The organism is Halocatena halophila (genome assembly GCA_027563145.1).
GTDB lineage: Archaea > Halobacteriota > Halobacteria > Halobacteriales > Haloarculaceae > Halocatena > Halocatena halophila.
In genome coordinates this window covers 445940-468526 of the sequence record CP071307.1, presented here as the reverse complement: position 1 = coordinate 468526, position 22587 = coordinate 445940, and the positions used below count along the sequence as shown (strand labels likewise).

Annotated in this window: 21 protein-coding genes; 8 read left to right on the top strand and 13 right to left on the bottom strand. The window is 52.4% G+C overall.

Features of this window, described 5'->3' with window-relative positions:
- Positions 1 to 131 precede the first annotated feature (131 nt).
- From JXQ78_RS16305 to JXQ78_RS16295, 3 genes are all read left to right on the top strand, one after another.
- Entirely contained in the window at positions 132 to 905 is a 774-nt protein-coding gene (locus tag JXQ78_RS16305; protein ID WP_330632894.1) for a hypothetical protein, read from the top strand.
- Between the two features lie 77 nt (positions 906 to 982).
- Positions 983 to 1732 (top strand): helix-turn-helix domain-containing protein, encoded by a 750-nt coding sequence (locus JXQ78_RS16300; protein WP_330632893.1) that lies wholly within the window; start codon positions 983 to 985, stop codon positions 1730 to 1732.
- A 60-nt stretch (positions 1733 to 1792) separates the two neighbouring features.
- Positions 1793 to 4141 (top strand): heavy metal translocating P-type ATPase, encoded by a 2349-nt coding sequence (locus JXQ78_RS16295; RefSeq protein ID WP_330632892.1) that lies wholly within the window; start codon positions 1793 to 1795, stop codon positions 4139 to 4141.
- A gap of 187 nt (positions 4142 to 4328) precedes the next feature.
- Here JXQ78_RS16295 and JXQ78_RS16290 read toward each other — a convergent pair whose 3' ends face one another.
- Entirely contained in the window at positions 4329 to 7805 is a 3477-nt protein-coding gene (locus JXQ78_RS16290) for an AAA family ATPase (protein WP_330632891.1), read from the bottom strand.
- A complete protein-coding gene (locus tag JXQ78_RS16285; protein ID WP_330632890.1) occupies positions 7802 to 9103 on the bottom strand; it encodes a metallophosphoesterase family protein in 1302 nt (433 codons plus the stop codon). The genes JXQ78_RS16290 and JXQ78_RS16285 overlap by 4 nt, the downstream gene beginning before the upstream one ends.
- Positions 9104 to 9349: 246 nt before the next feature.
- On the opposite strand from JXQ78_RS16285, the gene JXQ78_RS16280 reads away from it, so the two are divergent.
- Entirely contained in the window at positions 9350 to 9676 is a 327-nt protein-coding gene (locus tag JXQ78_RS16280) for a DUF6788 family protein (RefSeq protein WP_330632889.1), read from the top strand.
- Between the two features lie 272 nt (positions 9677 to 9948).
- Here the strand turns inward: JXQ78_RS16280 and JXQ78_RS16275 are convergent, their stop codons facing one another.
- Positions 9949 to 10260 carry a hypothetical protein gene (locus tag JXQ78_RS16275; RefSeq protein ID WP_330632888.1) on the bottom strand — a complete coding sequence of 104 codons (312 nt, stop codon included), beginning with the start codon at positions 10258 to 10260 and terminating at the stop codon, positions 9949 to 9951.
- 549 nt (positions 10261 to 10809) lie between these two features.
- Between JXQ78_RS16275 and JXQ78_RS19135 the strand changes: the two genes are divergently transcribed.
- Together JXQ78_RS19135 and JXQ78_RS16270 are read left to right on the top strand one after the other, a co-directional pair.
- Positions 10810 to 11196, top strand: coding sequence for an outer membrane protein assembly factor BamB family protein (locus JXQ78_RS19135; RefSeq protein WP_407934058.1), 387 nt, complete (start codon positions 10810 to 10812; stop codon positions 11194 to 11196).
- Between the two features lie 118 nt (positions 11197 to 11314).
- Positions 11315 to 11626, top strand: coding sequence for a hypothetical protein (locus JXQ78_RS16270; protein WP_330632887.1), 312 nt, complete (start codon positions 11315 to 11317; stop codon positions 11624 to 11626).
- 2 nt (positions 11627 to 11628) lie between these two features.
- Here the strand turns inward: JXQ78_RS16270 and JXQ78_RS16265 are convergent, their stop codons facing one another.
- The 8 genes from JXQ78_RS16265 to JXQ78_RS16230 all read right to left on the bottom strand — a co-directional run bounded on the left by JXQ78_RS16265 (position 11629) and on the right by JXQ78_RS16230 (position 17959).
- Complete coding sequence (locus JXQ78_RS16265) at positions 11629 to 11829, bottom strand: ABC-2 transporter permease (protein WP_330632886.1); 201 nt, start codon at positions 11827 to 11829, stop codon at positions 11629 to 11631.
- 372 nt (positions 11830 to 12201) lie between these two features.
- Positions 12202 to 12795: a hypothetical protein gene (locus JXQ78_RS16260; RefSeq protein WP_330632885.1), complete on the bottom strand. Its 594-nt coding sequence runs from the start codon at positions 12793 to 12795 to the stop codon at positions 12202 to 12204.
- Between the two features lie 348 nt (positions 12796 to 13143).
- Complete coding sequence (locus JXQ78_RS16255) at positions 13144 to 13929, bottom strand: ABC transporter permease (RefSeq protein WP_330632884.1); 786 nt, start codon at positions 13927 to 13929, stop codon at positions 13144 to 13146.
- On the bottom strand, positions 13926 to 14885 hold the full coding sequence (locus JXQ78_RS16250; RefSeq protein ID WP_330632883.1) for an ABC transporter ATP-binding protein: 960 nt from the start codon (positions 14883 to 14885) through the stop codon (positions 13926 to 13928). The genes JXQ78_RS16255 and JXQ78_RS16250 overlap by 4 nt, the downstream gene beginning before the upstream one ends.
- Positions 14886 to 14945: 60 nt before the next feature.
- Positions 14946 to 15833, bottom strand: a complete 888-nt coding sequence (locus tag JXQ78_RS16245) for a universal stress protein (RefSeq protein ID WP_330632882.1) — start codon at positions 15831 to 15833, stop codon at positions 14946 to 14948.
- Positions 15834 to 15899: 66 nt separating this feature from the next.
- On the bottom strand, positions 15900 to 16808 hold the full coding sequence (locus JXQ78_RS16240) for an AEC family transporter (protein ID WP_330632881.1): 909 nt from the start codon (positions 16806 to 16808) through the stop codon (positions 15900 to 15902).
- A 404-nt stretch (positions 16809 to 17212) separates the two neighbouring features.
- The gene (locus tag JXQ78_RS16235; RefSeq protein WP_330632880.1) at positions 17213 to 17641 is read right to left on the bottom strand and encodes a DoxX family protein; all 429 of its coding nucleotides are present in this window, start codon (positions 17639 to 17641) and stop codon (positions 17213 to 17215) included.
- A gap of 132 nt (positions 17642 to 17773) precedes the next feature.
- On the bottom strand, positions 17774 to 17959 hold the full coding sequence (locus tag JXQ78_RS16230; RefSeq protein WP_330632879.1) for a DUF5786 family protein: 186 nt from the start codon (positions 17957 to 17959) through the stop codon (positions 17774 to 17776).
- An 85-nt stretch (positions 17960 to 18044) separates the two neighbouring features.
- Between JXQ78_RS16230 and JXQ78_RS16225 the strand changes: the two genes are divergently transcribed.
- Together JXQ78_RS16225 and JXQ78_RS16220 are read left to right on the top strand one after the other, a co-directional pair.
- A complete protein-coding gene (locus JXQ78_RS16225) occupies positions 18045 to 18554 on the top strand; it encodes a macro domain-containing protein (RefSeq protein WP_330632878.1) in 510 nt (169 codons plus the stop codon).
- Positions 18555 to 18639: 85 nt separating this feature from the next.
- Positions 18640 to 18921, top strand: a complete 282-nt coding sequence (locus JXQ78_RS16220; RefSeq protein WP_330632877.1) for a PadR family transcriptional regulator — start codon at positions 18640 to 18642, stop codon at positions 18919 to 18921.
- 60 nt (positions 18922 to 18981) lie between these two features.
- Here JXQ78_RS16220 and JXQ78_RS16215 read toward each other — a convergent pair whose 3' ends face one another.
- Together JXQ78_RS16215 and JXQ78_RS16210 are read right to left on the bottom strand one after the other, a co-directional pair.
- Positions 18982 to 20292 carry a polysaccharide deacetylase family protein gene (locus tag JXQ78_RS16215; RefSeq protein ID WP_330632876.1) on the bottom strand — a complete coding sequence of 437 codons (1311 nt, stop codon included), beginning with the start codon at positions 20290 to 20292 and terminating at the stop codon, positions 18982 to 18984.
- A gap of 877 nt (positions 20293 to 21169) precedes the next feature.
- On the bottom strand, positions 21170 to 21409 hold the full coding sequence (locus JXQ78_RS16210) for a hypothetical protein (protein WP_330632875.1): 240 nt from the start codon (positions 21407 to 21409) through the stop codon (positions 21170 to 21172).
- Between the last annotated feature and the right edge of the window lie 1178 nt (positions 21410 to 22587).

Genomic DNA, 22587 nt, shown 5'->3' with positions numbered 1-22587 from the left:
CCTCACCGACCATAGAGATACAACACACCTAATAGCTTCGAATGATCAATTTACTGTGAAAACAGATGGAGATTGATTTCGGAATAGTATATATTACCATCTTCACGATTCCACTCATGGTAATCTGTTTCATGTATTTTCTATACGCGTTCCTTGTCTGGGCCGGCGAGGTAGACGATGTCGTATTGCCCTCAGCCCTGTTCGCAGTCCCTGTCGATATCCGCGGTTTTCCGGTGTTCAGCGTGTTTTTGTTTGCGGTTGGGGTTGTAGGCCCGATCTGGATGGGGCTTGATTCTATCGTAGCACTTCCCAGACCAATATACGATCTCTTCGGAGCGATTGTCGGGATCGGGTTTGCTTGTCTCCCGCTTTCGGTGTTCATCACAGTGTTCAACCGACCGCAGTTTCTCATTCCACCAGCCCACCGAACCAACGCAGGGAAGATCTATAGTTGGTGGATCGGCTCTAATAGTAGCAGCTTTTCCTCAGACTTCACAAACGAGGATGTCCAACGATGGCTGTCCAACGATCCAGACCGACTGGATCGGCTGGTGTCTGAACTCGAAACAGGAACAGCGCAGCTTCTCACTGCCGACAACGGAACCGCAACCGTTGCGGTCTCTGATGAGTGGTGGTTCGAGATTGGCAGCAATCTCGGCAGCGTAGTCAACACATCCGAGAAAGCACTCGATGAGATTACCAACACGTCGGCATATCAAGACCACGCCGAACGAGCGAGATTGCTCCCCGAAGTGCCGTCCTATCAGTACCGGACGACCCCGCTCATCGTTGAATACCGAAAACTGTGGGGGAGTAATCCGTTCAAACATATCGATGAAGTAGATGCACATGACCGATTTCTCGGATTATTAAATAGAATGCCTGTAATATCGAAATTATGGTAATAATGTGTGGCTAAAGTGGTGACAATGGCGATGAGTAGTTCACTATGGATTATATCGTCGCATTCCGTATACAGGATATGCGAGAACTCGTTTTCGCTCTCGAATACGAACCGGGATGCAACAGGGTAGCGGACGCCCTCGCCGACCATCCCACTGCCCACGTCCGTTCGCTCTCACTCCATGCCACTGCCGACCAACTCTGGCGGGTAGACCACGCCACTGGAACCCCTGCTGCGCTCGAAGCTATTGAGGACGCCTTTCTCAACGGTGATTACTACGCTGACTGTCTGGTGACCGAAGACTGTGGTGCCACACAAACCACTCGTGTCCTTGATCGCGCTGACGATACGCTCATCCTCTACTCCGACTGGGAGCGCACCCCCGCCTGCGAATCGGTTCCTCACATCGCCCGCGACCACCTCGGTGACGGTGTGCTGTTTGAGACCCGTCACGAGGGTCGCCATTACACGTGGCGACTCATTCACTCCGGCGACGGCGACGTGGCAGCGTTCTTCGATGATCTTACAGTGGCTGTCGGGGAGTGTGCCCAGATGGAGATGCTCAGAACCGCGGACACGACGACCGCAGCAGGGAGAAATGATAGAACACAGTCTGGTTTGACCCCAGAACAAGAGGCCACACTCCAAGCAGCTGTCGAACACGGTTATTACGAATCTCCGCGAGAGGTAGACGGCGTCGAACTGGCCGAGCATCTCGGTGTGCCGCGGTCGACGCTTACCTATCGACTCCGGCGGGCGGAGGAACATCTGGCGAAACAGTACATTGCCGGCAAACGAGGGGCAAACGAACGACTGGCATCGCACTGATTGGCGAAATTGGAATATTCCAACAAAGGCATATCGAACTCTCGCTCCTACCGTTAGGTGATGACAGAGAATCCGGATGCAGCGGGGCAGGCAAACGGAGGCAGACAGCGCCAGGAGCTGACTGTCCGCCTCACCGTCCCCGAGATGGACTGTCCGTCGTGCGCACAGAAAGTCGACAAAAGCCTCCAACGAGTCGATGGCGTCCTTGAGGCCACGCTCCAGCCGACCACCGGTACAGCTGCCATTAGCTACGATCCTGACCGCATCACGAAGACCGATGTCGTCAGTGCCGTTGAGAATGCGGGCTATGAGGTAACCAACGGCGGTGACGAGTCAGCTGACGGCGAAGTGGGGATTGCTCCTCCCTCCGACGTTTGGAGGAGTTCGCGCGCCATCAAGACGTGGATCGGAGCAGCGTTCGTCACACTTGGACTCCTCTTCGAATTCGTGCTCACGGGACAAAACCTCGCTATCGCGAGCGTGCTCGACTATCCAATCCACCTCGCCGATGGCCTTTTTCTCGTCGCGGTCGCCGTCAGCGGTCTCCCGGTTGTCCACAGTGGATACTACTCGGCGAAGAATCTGAGTCTCGACATTGACCTGCTGATGGGAACGGCCATCATCGCCGCCACCGGAATCGGCTACTTCGTCGAGGCAGCGACACTGGCAGTCCTGTTCAGCACCGCAGAACTCCTCGAAGACTACGCGATGGACCGGGCTCGGGGATCTCTCCGCGAATTGATGGAACTGTCACCCGACGAAGCCACCGTCCGCCGCGACGGCGAAGAGGTCACAGTCTCCGCTGAGGAGGTCGAAATCGGCGAGACAGTCATCGTCCGCCCTGGTGAGAAAATCCCCCTCGATGGGACGGTTGTCGACGGCGAGAGTGCTGTCGACGAGTCGCCGATAACCGGTGAGAGTGTCCCTGTTGATAAAAGCGCCGGTGATGAGGTTTACGCCGGCAGCATTACCGAGGCAGGCTACCTTGAGTTCGAGGCCGACGCGACAGCTGCCGAGTCGACACTCTCACAGATCATCGAGCTGGTACAGGGCGCACAGGAAAAGAAGACTGAGAAAGAGCAATTCGTGGATCGGTTCGCGGGCTACTATACGCCAGTAATCGTCATCTTGGCAATTTTAACCGCTACACTCCCACCGCTGCTCATCAGCGGCGATGCCACCGTCAGTCTCGCCGGCTACTCCCACACTGTCAGTGGAAGCTGGCAGACGTGGTTCATTCGTGGGCTCACTCTGCTGGTGATTGCCTGCCCGTGTGCGTTCGTCATTTCGACGCCAGTCTCCGTGGTATCGGGGATTACGAGTGCTGCGAAGAACGGCGTCTTGGTCAAGGGTGGTAACCACCTTGAAGCGATGGGAGAAGTTGACGCCATCGCGCTTGATAAGACAGGCACCCTCACTAAGGGTGAACTCGCCGTCACCGACGTCGTGGCACTTGACGGTGCGAGCGAAACCGAGGTCCTCCAGCACGCGGCAGCACTCGAACAGCGGAGCGAACATCCCATCGCCGAGGCGATCCTCTTCCGGGCCAGTGCGGAGGTCACAGAGCTGCCGGATATTGAATCCTTCGAGAGCATCACCGGGAAGGGAATCCGTGCGGACGTCGGCAATGAGACATACTATGTGGGCAAGCCAGCGCTTTTCGAGGAATTGGGCTTCGACCTCACCCATGTCCATCTCCGAACCGACGGTGGTACGGTTGCCGAGGTGCCCCCCGAGAACTGTGCCGACATCGAAAATGGGGCGATCACGAGATTTGAGAACGAGGGCAAGACGGTCGTTCTCGTCGGCACGGACACCGAAATGGTCGGTATTATTGCGATCGCTGACGAGATACGACCGGCCGCCGAACAGGCAGTCGCACGCTTGCACGACCTGGGTGTCGAACACGTCGTGATGCGTACCGGCGACAACGAAGGGACCGCCCGTGCGATCGCCGAACGCGTCGGCGTCGACGAGTACCGTGCTGAGCTACTCCCCGACGAAAAGGTGGACGCAGTAGCGTCGTTGCAGGCGGAGTACGGCACCGTGGCGATGGTCGGTGACGGTATCAACGACGCCCCCGCGCTGGCGACTGCCGACGTTGGTATCGCGATGGGTGCGGCCGGTACGGACACCGCGCTCGAAACCGCCGATATCGCGCTGATGGGTGACGACATTGGCAAGCTCCCGTACCTCTACGCGCTATCGAACAAAGCGAATGGTGTAATCCGCCAGAACATCTGGGGGAGTCTTGGCATGAAGGCTCTGCTTGCGCTCGGCGTCCCGTTGGGTCTAGTAAGTGTCGCGCTGGCGGTCGTAGTCGGCGACATGGGGATGAGTCTCAGTGTGACCGGCAACGCGATGCGGCTTTCGCGGATGAAAGCGGAGCGATTCATAGAACCGTACTGAAAGGATTACAGTGCTCCCGATGGCGTCTTGAAAGGTATACCCGCTTGCTGTTGAGGCCACTTCGGCCGCTATCGTCTCATATGTGTGTTCTGAAACAGTATCCACTGGAACGCGTTTCTCTGAGCGTGACTTCAGAATTCCATATCATAATTGTAATGGAATTGAAGTGTTTAACAGGGTAATGGAGTCAGACCTCACCCAGGCGTGAAAGCAGTTCGTCAGTTCTGTCTTTTGCCGTTTCCCGGGAGACACCGTCGCTGACGTAGGTTTCTATGACACGGGCACGAATCTGGCCGTTGTCCAGCGTATCACGAGGCTTGATGTATCCATTCGCTTCGAGATACGCTTCTAGTTCGTCCGCTTTCTCGCTCCGAAAGCGGTTCACCTCGCCATTGTGCAGTGCCTTGACGATCTGCTTTCCATCCCAGGTAACCGATTCGGCAAGCGCAGTGACCTCGTCGATGAAGGTCTCGCTCACAGCGCCAGAGGCTTCGAGAACTGCTCGGTCAACGGGATCGCCACGGCCAATCTTCCAGGCGTCTGTGAACTCGCCCAACGCTGCAGCGTTCTCCTGTGCTATCGTTACCTGATCGGAATTGACTGCGTGGAGGGAGCCGTTGCCCCACTGGAGCATGTTGCTCAACGGTCCCCAATGCTCGACCCCGATCTCTAAGAGTTGGTGGAGGGTGTCGACATCATCGACAACGTACCACAGATGTGCCGTCTCGACGCCACGGTGCAGATTGAATGGGTCTACCCCGAGCTCTTTCTCATAGGTTTCGTGGTCGTGACCGTTGGGACTGGGTACCTTCGAAGTGAACGATTCGATAGCTTCCAGTTTGGGGATATGGACGGCGTCCTCGACATCGCGGTCCGTTGTGAGGTCGATAATTTCGTGATCAACGCCGTTCGTGCTCTGTAATGCCCCAGTCCATTTTGCCACTTCGTCGCCCTGTGCGGTGAAATAGAAGACCTGGCGACCGTTTCGGGCGAGTTCAATCATTGACTTGATGATGCTTTTTGCCCGGCGGTCGTCGGTATTGGCAAGCGTCTCATCGAGGAGGAGTGGAACTTGCGCTCCCTGCTCTTGCTGTTCGACGAATGCGATTCGCACGGCGAGCAAGACCTGCACCCGAGTACCGCTCGAAAGCTCATCGAGTGCGAGTCCCTTCTGTCGTCTTTCGTCGAAGGCACGGAATTCGGCGTCGGTCTCATCGAAGTCCAACCGAAAACTGCCGCGAGTGATCGTTGTCAGAATTTCACGAGCACGCTCGAAGACGTCCGGGCGACTGGTCTCCATCGTCGCCTCTTGTACGTGTTCTACCAGTACATCGCCGACCATCGCAGCACAGTCGTCCTCAAGTTGATCGTTCAGATCATCGAGCGCCCGATCACGCTCTGTGAGTGCCGTTTCGACCTGATCGTGGGATTTTGCCTGCCTGATCTTCGCTTTGATATCGGCAATCCGTGACTGCAGATCCTCGAACGCTTCGGCAGTCCGTTCTGCGGCACGAAGTTCTTCTTTGAGGGCATCTACCGTCTGTTCTTTGAGCTCCGGTTCGAAGCCTGGGCAATCTTCGAGTTCTTTGGCCTCTGTGTTCGCCCGAATGGTGGCCTCTCGTAGGGCCTCCGTAGCCGATTCGTACGCATCGACCCGCTCACAGAGCTTCTCCAACGTATCGTGGTCATCGGGATCAAGATCCAGATCTGTAAAGATCTCGTCGCGTTCATCCACCAGTGTGTCTATTTTCCCGGTCGCTTCCTGAATCGTCTTTGTAGCCTGATCGAGCTTCCGTTGTGCGGCGTCGTGTTGCTGTTTGCGGTTCTCGAGGTTACGGATTGTCTCGGTCGCCTCACCGGAACTCTGGACATCGTCATACCCATAGGAGACGAGTTTCGCTTGAAGTTTTTCGCGGATGGTCGCAATCTGCTCGTCGACGGTGTCGATGCTCGCTTGAATTCCTTCAACCTCGTCGTTGGCTTGCTGCCAGTCGAGTACTCGCCTGGAGATCACAGCTAGCTCGACAGCAGACACGTCCGGAGCAGCGCCCAACTGGTTTCTGAGCTTGGCATGTGTTTCTTTCAGATACTGCGCTTTCCGTTCGAGCGCCTCCGAATCGGTCGCCAGACTATCGCGCCATTCAGAACGTTGCTTGGCCAGCTTTTGCTCTGCGATTGCGTCGTACAGCTCAATCAAACGAGATCGAACTTGGTCCTCGTTCCACGCCTCTGGTTGTTTCAGGCCTGTCTTTTCGAACGATTCGCGGTGCGGTTTTCGCAAATTGTCTGTATCTTCGGTTTGTGAGCGAGCGCACAGCCCATACCAAAAGATACCGGCAGCGACGACCAGGATGGAAAACAACAGTGGATGTACCAAAAGCCCCAGCACAACGCCCGCTGAGGCGAGAGAAACGGCCGAGAACACAGCAATTCGAAATGCTTCCGAACCGTCGTTCGACTCAGTAGCAACGAAAGCAGCCAGCCACTCCTCCAACGATTGACTCGCACGTTGGAGGGTGGATAGATCGGGCTCGGGTGCGTTTCCGTCCTCCAGCAGTCGCTGGACGGCCTCTCGGGTTTTTCGTTCGGATTTGAGTTCTTCGGCCTCTCGTGCGAACTTCGAGACGGTTTTCCACGTGGCTGGTTCGAGCGCTACGAGCGCTTTGGTATCAACATCTAGCGGGATATCTTCCCGGGCAGTTTCTCGCTGCCGTTTGGCAGCAGCCAGCTCTTTTTGAAGACCGCGTTTTTGGTCCTCTGCAGAGTCGAGATCATCGCGAAGCGATTTCAGATGGTCGATACGACCTGTCGGGAGGTCGACTTCAACAAGTGCAGCCCCAGCAAGCCGCTCCTGAGTGTTTGCTTTTGTCTTCTCTGCCGCATCTTTTTTGTCGGTCCACTCGTCGATGTCATCTTCAAGAGATCGAACACGCTCAATTTCGTCACCGTCGACCTGATCTAATACATCGAGAAACGTCTCGAGCCTCGATTTAGCCTGTTCCAGTTTGTTTCTCGCCTGTGCGTAATCTATCGCCTGCTCGAGCAGTTCGGATCGTTCTTGGGCTCGGCGTGTCGCCTCCTGGTCACTACGCAGTCGGGAGAGTTCGTTTTGCTCTTTTCGGAGTCTGGAAACATCGTTCCGTGCCTCATGCAGCTTCTGAACCGCCTTCTTGGCATTCTGGACGACGTTCCTGTTGGCCCGACTTGGAGTTTCAGAATATCCGAGCGCGTCGTATGCCCCAGAGAGATCGTAGCCACCAGCGGATTCTCGCTCGATTATCTCGGCGAATGATTCGTTGGTGTTGTCTCGCTGGAGCAGGTCGTGGAGGGAGAGGCGGTAGCGGTCGCGTTGCTCGGCCGGAGGGAGGCTCGGACCGTTCACCTCCTGACCGTCTCGTTGATAGCTTGCGCGTCCATTGTCGACTTCAACTCGCAAGGCATCACCATTCAGCGAGAACTGCCCCACGAGAGATGCACGGTTGTCGGCAACCTCTGGCCAACAAAGCGATTCGAGCGACTCAGCGAACGTTGTCTTTCCTGTTGCGTTCGGTCCATGAACGACATTGATGCCGGGGCTAAGGTCGTCGACAGTGAAGCCACCAGTTTCGAACCCAGGTGCCTGGACGATCTGGATCTCCTCGAAGCAGATCGGATCTCTGGTCATGCTGTTCCCTCCTTCTGGCTGAGTATGGTGTCGAGTAGCACCCGTGCCTGCTGTTCGAGCTGTTCGATTGCCACAGCGTCGTTCGGATCGTCCAGTTCGGTTTCGCGTCGAAGCGGGGTGTACGCATTCGCACTGTGAGCCTTCCGTACAGCGGCTACCGAGCTATCGATCAATCTGCCGTAGTTTTCGTGAGGATTACCGTTCTCGATCTCGAGCAAAAGATCAGCGAGGTATGCCGCTGCATTGTCTCCGTTTGCAAGGTCTTCGAGATCGATTGCCGGACGGGTATCGACGTCAATCGATTCGATCCGAACCGAAACCGATCCCTCCCGAAATCCGAGGTCACGCTCCATCGACCGATGTCGATCGACAAGCGCCGAGTGGGCAGCCGTTCGTCCGGTAAGATGAATCCGAACGAGGCTGAGCTCCAGTGATTTCACATTGAGCTCGGCGCGAACGTGTTCTTTGATTGCCTCAGAAATTACGGCGGTCGCCGCGTGGGGGTCGTCTACACCTGAGACATCGACCGAAATCTGGTCATAACGAACTGAAGCCAGGGAGATCTGTTCAGCACGTTCGTCTCCGTTTTCAGGGATCGTAATCATCCACGGGCCATGGGATCGCTGTTCACCTGGATCGAGCGGTTGTGGAGACCCCGGGTACAACGTCAGTGGACGCGACTCAATCTGGATACCCGGACTGTGAATATGACCGAGTAGCCAGACATCTGCTGCGGTGTCTCGGAGGTCGCTGGACAGAACCGGTGCATATCGGCTCCCTCGCGAGTCGAGGTCGGCATGAACCACTCCGATCTGGGGTGTGTCATCGGCCGCTGGAAGCTCGTACTCCTTGAGCGGAGACTCATAGACGTGTTCTGCTGAAAACGACCAGCCATCGAAGTGTGCGACCGGCCCGTCGTCTCGTTTGAGCGTCCAGCGTTCCCACTGACCACCGTTCCCGAGAAAGTGGAGCGTGTCGGAGTCGAGGGCATCGACCATATCTGGGAGGGCATCGAAGTCGTGATTCCCGGCAACGACGACGACCGGAATCCCTTCTTCGTCGAGTTGAGCGATCCCGTCTTCGAACGCTCCATACGCCTCGAAATAGCGGTTTTCCTGATCAACAACATCACCAGCAATCACGACCGCGTCAACATCCCAATCGATTGCCCTCTGGACCGTCGACAGCCAGACAGCTTTCGGCGACAGCTCGGGACTATCCAGATCATCGGGGATCCGACTCGGGTGACGGCCGAGGTGAAGATCTCCCGTACAGAGTAGTTTCAGGGTGTCCTTCATGAGTGCAACTAGACGGTGAGATAGAAGCACAAGTGACTGATAAATAAATCTCACCCATTATCGATCTACTGTGAAGAAACATATAGGAAATTCAATATAATGACAACTGCGAAATCCGGGGAGGAAAGTTCGCTATGAGAGTCGACGGATTGTGACCTACTTCTGTGATCACTCACCAGAGCGGTTGGCTAAGGATTCTGTCTTACCAAGAAGTGATACGGGATGGGTGCGATAATCATTGGTAAGATGCCATCGCACCCACCAGCCCCCGAATCGCTCCCAAAATATATCGCCGAAGGGGTGCCCAAACAAGACAGCAAATCACTTCGTGACCTCAGTGCGTGGATTGAAGAATTGCTTGATTACCGAGAAAAACAGCTTTCAGCAGCAATCGAGACCGATGATACGATCGAGTCGGTTGAACAGACAAATGAGGGGACGATCGTCACAAAAAAACAGCTATGTGGTAAGGACAACTGCAAGTGTACCGACGGTGACCTGCACGGACCATATAAATGGAAGGTCACATATGAGAACGGCAAGACAAGCTGGGAGTATCTCGGCAAGGTATAAAAAATAATGATGGAATTGGGTGCCGTCCGTTTCGTGCTTGTCACAACGTTCGAGAAGATGCGTTTTAAAGTCCGTGTATGGAAGTTCCGAGATGAGTGCCGAAATCTAGAAACAATTCGAACTGAAAATCTTCTCTGAATTACGCCAAACGAAGATACGTAGAAAACTCCGGTTTCTGGAGCTGTCGTCGGACGAATCCCGATTGTTCTGGCCTCTACGGTGGATGAATTGACGAACAGTATGACCTTACTCCGTCAGTGAAACCTCATTATCTACTCGACAGAGGTAAGTCGTGGCGCAGGATAGCCCTCGTAGTAAATGCCACGTTCCTGGAGGTCAGCCTCCGTGAGTGGTGTCTCCTCATCCCACTCGGAGAGATAGGTGGGTACGTCATCGGCATACACGACGACAACGGTAGGTGCCTCTGCTGGATACTTGGGGTTACTACTAGCGACGGTGTGGCCACCATACGTAAGCCAATCGGACGCGGGAGTCTCCGGCATAGCCACGACGACCACCAGGGGAGCAATCGACGTATCCCGGTCAATAACGGTCTCCCCGATGGTAAACGGGGTGGAAGTCATGATTGCCTATGCTAATATACAATATAAACACTAATAAATCATTCCATAATAGACATAAATTAATATAGTAGATAAATGTTCTATATTATGAATTACATAGAATGAAGTGGGATACTCATACCGTCGACAGAAGTTGAAAATTTCTCCCGACATACGTACATCTCATAGCCCTTTTGGACAGCCAGATCACGGTGCTCTCAAATCAGGCGAGCTCGTCCCGGAAACCGCATTGGGGCTCACTCGTGTGTCGATAGGTACTGCTGAAGGCGATTCAGCTCTGGAAGATATATGCCTGGATAAGTTTGATAGTAATCGTTCTATATCTGTTATTTTACTATATTCTCCAAAATACTTTATACAATAGTTTAATAGTTGGTCTGAAAAAGCAGTATAATGAATTATATTGATGTCTATAGAAGCACACCAGGAACTACGACGGTCAGCGTGTTGAACGTGGCCTGTACGTCTGTGGGCACTGTGACGCGGCGTTCAACGCTGATGTGAATGTCAAATAGGAAGATTGCATTAGGTGGACGGAGATAAATCGGAATGGAGATACTATTAATGCTGACCCAGCCGGCCTCCGTCGCCGTGGCCGATGGGATCGTATACGCTGGATTTGTGTGGAACGCTCGAAATTGGCTCGTTGCAATCGATGGTGAGAACGGAACCGAACTATGGCGAAGCGAAATCTCCAGAGGAACCGTGGAGCCCTCCGTTGGCTTACCGGCCGTCGCTAATGGCGTCGTCTACGTTCCTACCGGGGGTGACCGAAATGACACACAGGGCCTCGTGGCTGTCGATGCTACAGACGGTCATATTCGATGGCGGTTCTCTCCAAATGATATGGCTGTATCCTTCTCGCCAGTAGCTCTTGTCGGCGATAACCTGTATATTGTATGCAATAACCATCTCTACGCCCTGACGGACAGATAGCACGAATGGCTCCATAACGGGACCACACCCCTCCGCTCACTCAACGCCCTTCGTATACAATTGTACCGCCAACCATTCTTCAAAAAAGCATTTACCGAATGAACCCGCACCAACATGGATGACCACCCACTTCGTTCGCCATCTCACAGCAATGGTGCTCCTCGCCGTCGGCATCGTGCTTGCGATCGGATTTTTGCTCATGCCGACGGAGAGTACGGCGGTTGGCTGTCCAACACACGCTGACCACTGGCAGCTACTGGGCGTCTGGATACCAAACTATCACTCGCTCGGCGTGGATCTCGGATCACTCTCACTCACCTGGGACGATGGCTGTAACCACTACTCGAGCTATCTCGTAGAAGCCCTTCCAGGTCTGGCAGTGGCACTCGCCGGCGGCTGGCTCTTCAAAACGAGTCAATCTAGCACCTGAACTCAGTCGGTCAGTCCGAACCCACGTTTGAACAGCTGAACGTCAATGGCGACCAACACTGCTGTGACAACCGACAGCACACCCAGCGACACCCCCGGATTGAGCGTACTCGATCCGAGCATCGCAAAGCGAAGCCCTTCGACCATATACACCATCGGGTTCAACAACGAGGCGTTCTGCCAGAACGGACTGAGAGGAACCATCTGGTCGCAGCGACGGTCTTTCCACGAACTAGCTCCTTCGCCACAACAAATACGAAGTGTAGAGTTGGATAGGTTGTCTGATGATCAGCTGGAAGATGTAAAATCGCTGCTCTGTCTACATGTAACGGGGGTTTACGACGATTAAACAGGTCGTTCAATACACTATTATTCAGTTCACTCACTATACAAAATTTCACAATGAATCATACATCAATAATTTACTTACCTAGATTTATATTCATAATGATTGGTGGCAGATTAAACAAATACACAGAATCAGATCTCGACCAGATGTGAGGGCAGTTCGTCAGTTCTGAGTTTGGAAGTACCTAGGGAGGGACCGTAGCCGATACGGGTTTTATTCTCACCAGACTAAAGAAGATTAAAGCTCACATGATTACCGGATTCAGATGATACGGTAAAATCAATCACATTCAAGCTGTTGGGGAAATAGAAATTATCCACTCTACCTCCTAAAATCTGCCCCTCAACAATATACTCTCCATTTGATTCTCTGATGGTATCACCGCTTTCAGCTTTATCTCCTTTCATTATACTTGAATGTGTAACAAATGAATAGTCCCATTTTGCCCCATTATCCGTTTTAATAGTGACGTAATTATTATAATCAATATTTATATGTATTTTCGGATCGCTTCCACTTAAACCGTCTGCTACATTAAGGTAGGAGACTTTTCCATCATATGTATATTGATCTCTTTTTTGATACATTGTACCAACTACTCGATCTCCAGCATAATCGGCATCCTCAATGCCTGAATCTTCATAAAATGATCCATAAGTGTTCTTTACAACGTATCTAGATGAAGTGCTCGACGACCCAGTAACTTGAAGTAGGGAACTTCCGGCTGCACTGGCGGTGCTTGAAGTGCCTACGATTCCAGCCATACCGAGAGCAGTTGTTTTTATGAACTTCCTTCGAGTAGTGCTTGTATTTTTCCGCATGTAATTCACCAGTATTGGTTACACATTAGTAATAATGCTGTCGGAAAATATCGCCTAAACCAAAAATATCTAACAATTATATTATAAATAAATTGTAAAATTTTTATATGGATGTTTCCCTTACAATCGATTCCTTTTATATTCATATATGGTGGGGTAATTATGATGTGATATTCCCTAAGACGTCTTTCGGATTCATAACTTGCTACCATTAGTGATTGGCCATATTTCTATATCCAGAATATTGAATTATAATAAATATCAATTTCTATCAAGGACTCGTTCAGTACTAATAGTGACCCTCGCTGGCGGCTGGCGCTTCAAAACGAGTCAATACAGCAATTGAATTCAGTCGGTCAGCCCGAATCCATGCTTAAATAGCTGCACGTCGAGGGTGACCAACACTGCAGTGACAACCGACAGCACACCCAGCGACACCCTCGGATCGAGCGTACTCGATCCGAGCATCGCAAAGCGAAGCCCTTCGACCATGTACACCATCGGATTCAACAACGAGGCGTTCTGCCAGAACGGACTGAGATCATTCAGTGGATAGAACACCGCGCCGAAAAACACCAGCGGCCGAATGATGAACTGGTTCATCACCGTGAGATGATCGAAATCTTCCGCCCACAGGCCACCGATGACGCCAAAACTGGCGAACAACAGCGTGATCACGACGACGAACGCCACGACCAGGAACGGATGCGCAAAGCCAATGGGAGCCATCGATGGGAGTAGATTCGTAAACAGCACACCGACCGCTCCGATCAACACGGCGATCAGCGTTCCACGCAGCGCGCTCGACAACACATACGCGACCACCATCTCCGTGTACGACAGCGGCGCTGTCTGCACCTCGTGAATGTACTCGTTCCAGCGGCCGTGAAAGATCGAAAACGAAGCGTTCTGAAAGGCATCACTGACCGCACCGAGCACGATCAGTCCAGGGAGTATGAAGTGGATGTAGCTGGTCCCTGTAACCTGGATCCGTCCGCCGAGAATGACACCGAACACGATCAGATAGAGCGCATTCGTGATCGTTGGGGGCAAAAACGTGTTCCATGGCCGGCGAACGTAGCGCAGGATCTCGCGATGGATCAGCGTCACCAATCCAGTCGTCCGAACACTCACTGTGCCACCTCCTGTTGGGAAGTGACCGATTTCCCCGGTTCCTCACCGTTGGTCAACGAGACGAACACCTCCTCAAGCGATGTTCGTTCGATGTTCATATCGAGCACCGTGTGGCCATTGTGGTCCAGCGCGCGGATTAACGCGGGTGCGATCTCTCCGCCCGTCCTGGCTGTTACCACGAGCTGTGCACCCTCGATCCAGAGTGATTCGATCCGCTCGTCGTCGATCGCCGGTGGCTCGTTGGGTGCGTTCTCGAGTGTGAGCCGAATCGTATCTGATCCTCGCTCCATCAGCGATTCAGGGCTCGCAACCGTGAGCTTTCGGCCCTGATCCATGATCGCCACGCGATCGCAGAGCCGTTCTGCCTCTTCGATGTAGTGGGTCGTGAGCAAAATCGTGGTACCCGCATCATTGAGTTCGGTGATGATTTCCCAGAGATCGTGCCGAAGCTCGACGTCGACGCCAGCGGTTGGCTCATCGAGAATGAGCAACTCGGGATCAGTGACGAGCGCCCGGGCCAGCATAAACCGGCGTTTCATCCCGCCAGACAGCCAGTCAAAGCGCGTGTTTCGTTTATCGTAGATACCGACCGTTTTGAGGGCGTTTTCTGCTCGACTAGCTGCCTCCTCGTCGGTGATGCCGTGATAGCCGGCCTTGTGGATCAAGACCTCCCTGATCGGAAAGAACCGATCAACGTTGTACTCCTGTGGCGCGAGTCCGATACGGTCACGGGCCTCGCGATAGTCGGATTCGATGTCGTAGCCGAACACGGATGCGTCACCGCCGGATTTTTTCACTAATCCGACGAGTGTGTTGATAAACGTCGTCTTGCCGGCACCATTTGGCCCAAGCAATCCGAAGAATTCGCCCTGTTCGACCGAAAGAGAGATTCCATCGAGTGCCTGCACCTCTCCGTATGATTTTTTGAGATTTGTCGCAGATATCGCTAGAGTCACATTCGTCGGTAGGAGTGGGAACTGAAAAAGGATGTCGTGGCTGGGGTTGTCTGTCACGATTCAGTCGTCACTGGCGATCGTCATCACCGGAGAGGGACTGTGTCTGACCACGTTGGCTGCGGTACTCCCGAGCAGATACCGCTGGAGCCCCGTTCGCCCACGCGTGCCCATCACGATCAGATCAATATTTGTCTGGGTTGCGTAATCGACGATCTCTTCTTCGGGAGTGCCATTTTCGATAACCGTCTCAACGTCGAGTCCGCGTTCGCGGCCACGATCTGCGATTTCGAGCACGATTCCCTCGGTTTCGTCGCTGAGCTGTTCGGTGAGATCGAGAATGGAGGATTCCTCATCAAGACCGCTCGAGATTCCTGGAAGATTAACGACCGAGAGAACGTGCAACCGACTGTTCGTTCGTGAAGCGATTGCCATTCCGTGTTCGACCGCGTTCATAGCTGGTTTGCTTCCGTCCGTTGGGACGAGTACGTCGTCATAGTCGGCGTTGGTATCGGTGGTTTCTCCTGTAGTTAATACGGGCACTGTGGTGGTTCGAATGACGCGTTCGGCGACGCTTCCGAGCAAAAGCCTATCGAAACCCGTTCTGCCGTGGGTCCCCATGGCGATGAGATCCGCGTCGTGTTCGGTAACGTACGCTGGAATCACTGCGTGGGGAACGCCCGCAACGGTGTCAGTCGTCGTGTCTATTCCAGCTGCCATCGCCATCGTTTCGATCTCGGCGACGGCGTCGGTGGACTGTGTCTCGATTTCGCTCCGATACGCACCGGCTGCCGCCTCGGGTCGGCCGAATTGGTGGGCGAACAGCCGTTCGTCGATGACACTCACGACCTGGACTGTGCTGTCGAACTCCTGGGCCAGCGAAATCCCGTAGCGAGCGGCGTGTTTCGCAATCGCACTCCCGTCAGTTGGGATGCAGATACTGTCGTACATCGACGGTGTCTACTGCAACATCGGGATGCACTGCAATAAATTTCGATGTGATTTTGTCCGTCACGATCACTGAACGAGCCGAATCAATACGAACAACGAACCAATCGAGAGCACCGTTGTGACGAAGACGTTAATGGAGGCAAACGTGTCGTCGCCACCGAGTTCGCTCGAGTAGACGTACGTCGAAACGGCCGTTGGTGTGCCAAAAAGCACGACGCTCGCTGTGAATGTGGCGTGATCGACCGCAAGAATCGAAAAGACGAGCCAGGCGAACAACGGCATCCAGGCGATTTTGACCGCCACGACGCGTGCTGTTGCCCACGGATCGATCGCAGAGCGCTCGATCGAGAGCGCACCACCCACACAGAGCAACGCGAGCCACAGTGCTGTTCCACCGATGGCATCGAGTCCGCCTGCGATAACTGGCGGCACACCAACTCCGGTTGTGCCGACGCCCAGCCCCAGAATGAGCGATACCAGCACTGGATTCGTGAGCAACTGACGGAGCTCAGAGCGCAACTGTGCGCTGGAATCGTTCATCGAACTCAACACCACAATGGTCATGGGAACCTGAATCAACGCCACAACGCCGAGGATGACGCTGGCGATTGCAGTCACGTGGTCGTTGAACGTCGCGGCCACCAGTGGGAGCCCGAGGTATCCGATGTTGGCGTGATATGATTGGACGAGTGCCACGCTCCGTCGAGCCGTGGTTGATTCTCCTCGTGTGAGAACCCACCCGACCAGCACTGTTCCAACCACCACGATGACCAGCCCTTCGAGCAATGTGCCCGTCAGCACCGAAAGGACGGATCGATCGTATGTGGCAGTGAAAATCAAGGCTGGAAGGGCGATGTTGTAGGTAACAGTATTCAACAGCTCGATCCGGCGATCGACGAGAATTCCAAGCCATCGAAGCGCCGTTCCGGCCAACAGCACCGCAAGCAGAGTGAGCAGCCGTTCAAGAACCGCCATGTGTGAACCCTGAACGCCGGCGAGGTTTCATCGTTCGTATTTCTATCCGGCAACGGTGTGGTGTGTCTCACGTGATACCGTTGCTCTGTTACGGATTAGACATGCCTAACTTTCTAATTAGGCCAATAGAATTAAGTACCATCTCGCTAGAGTACCAACTGCGTTCCACTGATGGAATGCCCTACCGGATAGTACACGACCACTTGACAACGCCAGGGTAGTTCGCGGCTCGATTCGGTGTCTTTCACACCGATTGTGTTCTGTTCGTCATGCAGTAATTCGTCCGCTGTTTCCGATGGTGTGATGCCGTGATCACTCCCCATCACGGATCTATCAGACCACCTTTCTGTGAATCGTTGGGTGTTATTTCGTACTGGTCAAGAAAAATCCCAATCGATCGTCGTTCAGCCTTCGGCTTTTTCACTGACAGTCGTTTCCGATCGACTGTGAGTGTTCAGTGCATACCGACCGGGCCCCGCGGTGAACACCACGATGGAGGCCCCAAGGATGAGCAGGTCACGTTCGAGCCCTGCGGCAATCGACCCCTCCGGGAGGTGCACGAGTCCAATCGCACTGACGATTATCGCAGCGAGTACCAGTGACGCGATAGGCGTCGCGACACCAAGTATGAGTAATACTGCACCCACGACTTCGAGGACACCAACGACCAGTCCGAGTAGACCGGGGAGTCCAAGCGATTCGAACGCTCCGATCGTTGCGGTAGTATCTAGCAGTTTTGGGACGCCGTGGTAGAGAAACACGAATCCGAGGAGCAATCGGAGTCCAAACAGTGCTTCATCGATGAACGTTTTCTGCGGTGATAGTAATTGCATACTGTGATCACTTGGAGGGATGTCTTCTGAGCATAAAAGTGATGTTCAAAGGTATGGAGTGGATGGTACTGACTGATAACTAATTTAGTTCAGAAAGATAAAAAGATAACACACTACCGTCGCGACGCTTGCTCAGTCGTCGCGATCGGATTTGATGGCTTTGAGCTGATCGACGAGATCGTCTGTGGAAGCCTGTGATTCGAACGTCAGTTCGCCGTCATGGTCGTTTTCGTGGACGGCAACGCCTTCTACGTCGTCGCTGTCGGTGTTGAGTTCTTGATTCTGTTGTTCTGATTCATCGTAGCTTCCAAAGCCCATACCAGTGATACAGCCAATTCAGGGGAAAGGCTTTCGAGATGCGTCTGGTAGTGCATTTTTCATCACGCCGACCGAGGAGTCTCGTATGGACTGGACGACCATTCAGGGCGATATCGCACAGCAAGCGGCCGATGCGCTGGTTAACGCCGCCGGGACGAGTTTACAGATGGGATCGGGGGTGGCGGGCGCACTTAGACGGGGTGCAAACGGGCCTATCAACGATGATGCAGTCGAACAGGGGCCAGTCGATCTTGGGGAGGTAGCGGTTACGGATGCCTACGAACTCTCAGCCGAGATCGTCATTCATGCGGCGGCAATGCCCCATTATGGTGATCGCAGTGCGACGGCTGATAGCGTTCGAACGGCCACGAAAAACGCCCTTCTCACGGCTGACAACCGGGACTGTTCGTCGATAGTCATTCCAGTGCTCGGGACTGGCGTCGCTGGATTGGAGTTCGAGACCGGAGCCAGAATACTCTGTACAACGATCGATGAATTCGAGTCAACGTCGCTCACCGTGGTTCGGGTGATTGCCTATGGAGATGATGAGTTCGAGAAACTCGAACGAATTGCTAAGGAAATCAGGGGAGACTGACGCACAACCGACCGATAATGGTTCGATCGCTCTGAAAGAGTACACAAAAGAAATATGTGATGTGATATCTTAGCATTCGAGAGATATGCACGACCTGACTGGTTTTCAGCGAGACTTGCTGTACGTAATTGCTGGCAGCGAAGACCCACACGGTCTGGCGATCAAAGAAGAACTTGAGGACTACTACGAGAAAGAAATTCACCACGGTCGATTATATCCGAACCTAGATACGCTTGTGGAGAAAGGGCTTGTTGAGAAGGGCCAACGTGATCGCCGGACGAACTATTATACGGTGACCCGTCGTGGAGATCGAGAAATCGATGCGCGCAACGACTGGGAAGCGAGATACATCGATCTTGAGTTGTAGCCACAAGATAGTCGCAGAGAGTCAGATCGTACTGGTATTTTACAATTCAGTTCGATGCTGTCAGAACAGATCCGACGGAACGATCACGTCCATGTCTTTGGATTTGATGAAGTCGATCTGCTCTTTGAACTGATTGGCAGAAATAGCACTGCCTGAATCGTAGTCGCCGACCTCATGGAAATAGATAACGGCGAGCTGATTGTACGCCTCGGCGGCATTGATGATGTCACGTGAGCCCGAAATTGCCGTTCCGTCAATTCGAGAGATGAACTGTGGATTCACAGGATTTTTCGCGTTGTTTGGCATTCCGCCTTGGACGTACGCTGAAGAGAACACATCTTTGGCGTTTTTGAGCGTGTGCGAATCCATCTGTCCGTAAGGATAAATGAAATGCTCGGCCCCCTCCTTGAATCCAAGCTCTTTGACGTAGTTCTTCGCCTGTTTCATATTCTCCTTTTCCACTTGCTTGTTCACCTCGGCCGCGCGCCATTTACCGTGCGTGTTCACCTCGATTCCGTTGTTGGCCATCTCCTTGAGCTGATCGAACGAAATTCGGTCATCATTACGAAGTGAATTAGGGATTACGCCAACAGAAGCGGGGACTCCACTATCTTTCAGGATTTCGAATGCGTTTTCGTACTGCGAGATGTGGGCGTCGTCGAGCTGGATCATTACCTTTCCTTTGTTGGCCTTTGGGATGAGTCGCAAGTCATCAACCAACACGGTGAAATCCTTGCCGCCACGATTGAACTGAATATCAATCCCGACAACTTTATCGAGAGCGGTTCCGTCCACAACATCCTCGTAGCCAAGATCAAACCGAGCCCACCCGTTGAAATTTGCCGGGAATTGGCGCTTGCTTGTGAGATTCTCCCCTGCCGTACGGATTACTGCACGGACCTTAATCCGTTGATCCGTTGGATTTTTCACCTTCGCCGCGAGTGCAAGATCTTGTTTCGAGAGATCCAGCCGGTTCCGATTTCGATATTCATGCCGGACAACTGCCATCTTTTCGTTGGCGTTGTTTTTCGGCGAGAGCTCTACCGACTGTCCACCGTGGACGGCGTCGCCGATACCGGCCTTGACAGATCCTTCAATTGTTTTCCACTCTTCGTTCTTGAACTCCTCGACGCTGAACGTCGAGAGACTTTTTCCTGATACTTCCTTGTTTTTATTGTCCGAATCAGTGCCCGTCCCGTTGGAGTTACCGTCTGTGCCGTTGGAGTTGTCTCCGTTCCCAGTCGTCTCCGAACCGGGAGATGCAGGAGCATCGTCGCTACCTCCTCCGAATGACGTACAGCCAGCGAGCGACACCGCTCCAGCGGCCCCGATTGTCGTGAGAAAAACACGACGAGTCGATTTTTCTTCCATAGACTAGGTTCCATCACAACGTATTATATGTTTTGTGAATGCCGAACTATCATACTCCCTTGTCTTTCCATTCTGATTGAATAGTAACTGCACTGGATGCGTGGAACACATCCTCATCGAATTTGCTATCGAATTTCAGGAAAATTCTCCACTATTTCCAATAGATATTCAATATTTGATAAAGATAGAACTTAAATAAATTTGTTTATGTATAGAACTTGAATAATAGTGGATTTTTCCGTTGTGATCTAATTGTCACTCTCTCTTTGTTATGTAGGGATTTCTATACTATGGGGTTATCCCTCGAGACAGTTAATCGATCCAATGGTATATATTTCAACTATAGCTGTGGTATGGATGTATAAAAACATCAAAATTTCTTTATTAGTGGAGGGACTGCAGAAGTATTGTATAGATAAAAGTGTAGGTGTATACTGGTGTATTCAATGCAATCTCTCACATCTATTGTGATTCGTTATATGGTTATTAATAAGCAGACGAGAGCAATATGAGCTGTACGTTTTTGTGACTCACCATATGCTTCTGGAAATGATATATTTTATGAATAAAACCGCAACCCTCGTATCTGTGACATGGCGTACTTTCATTTTGTACTCGCGCGCGGATTAGTTACCATGGCCAACGTTCGACAGGACGCTGTTCAAGCACGCCAGCCACCGGGCTCGCGGGACGGTTACGCTAGCACAACTCAACGTTGGTCGTGGTCTGATTCGACAGTCGAACCCCACGACGCTCGTGAGCAGTAGCTGTCCTCTGGATCAGGCGTTCGTACGTTCAGCTTTGATCCGAAGTGACTTGGTACGCACTGGTGGGACGACGACATACCGCAAAAAAATCGTATGGCTTCCGGCTGTTGTTATAGGATGTCGATTAGTCCATCGTCGTAGTCGTGATAGTGGTCGCCATAATAGTGACCGTGGTGGTCATCGTCATCATTGTCAATCACGACGTTCCCACCAGAGTTCGCAACGTCGATATCGTCTCCCGAAACGCTGTTTCCTGAACAGTAACCAGCTGCGACCGGTGACGCAGACCCAGCAACAACCATACTCAACAGCATGGTCGTTACCACTGCGACTCGAATTGCTCGTTTCATGGATTATTTTGATGCTCGCTGGTCCTCGCCCCCGACATCGGGGATTCGGTAACCAACCAGCAATAGTGTGTATAACGGGTTTCTATATAAATTTACCCCCAATACATAGAATATTAAAACTTATGGATGTTACGAATTTCATATATAATTTCATTTATCTCTGTGGGGTCGTGAGTATGTAGAGGTTTCTCCTATTTCTGAGGCAAAGAAACAAAAATAGGTGCATGCGAATTGTACGCCTGACATGGTGGAAACTACAACGTGCCAGCAAAACATTCTAATAATTGCCACGCGATCTCAGCAGGGAGAAACTTGAGCCAACGAGTATTTGAATACAAAGAATTTTGCACACATGGATGTGAACTACAGACTATTGCTGATAATAAACAGGAGGAAGTATCTTCGAAGAAAAATTTTCACCAATAGTGAATATTTGCGTCATATCCGATGCGAATCGCTCTTTCATGTTGGCTCCCATGATTGCTAGTTTGCGACGCTCCTTTCTAACTTATTCATAATTTTCGAATAATTATTCAAATTGGGAGATAATATAATTATAGGTCAGTTTGTGTATGACATGAGGGTCGAGATGGTATTGATCAGTTACAAACATCACTGCCACTAGACGTTCCGTTGGCCCCTCGTTCGAATGAACTGTGTGGACACCACTGGAAATCCATTACAGCTGTAATTACGTAACGATGATCGTTCGATTATGTGGTGGACGGATACGAAAACGCGCCGAGAGAACTTCTCGCGATCTGTAGTATAGGGTGACCAGGTGAAACAATCCGGGTAGCAGAGTGCCTCGATCCGTTCACAGAATATGAACGAACGACCGTACAACTGGACAATCGGTCCCAGTGGTCTTGAGGATACGACACGCTTGTCACGTCCACAACGTATGAACCCGTGATATCACGTCGCGGTCCCGTCGGTCCCGGTCAGTAGCGATCCCATTGCTACGACGAATGGGACCGGACCCATCATCTGATCCCGAATTTGTCTGAGTCCTCTGTTTACAGTGTAGAAACGTACGAACTACCGATAGCGCCTTCGTCCGTCGTGAGCTAATATCCGTTTGCAACCGTTTCACAACGGATCGATACCCATATCTATCAGAGATTTATACATATCCATAATCATTTTATAGTCGGAACCGTACATCACACTCGGGA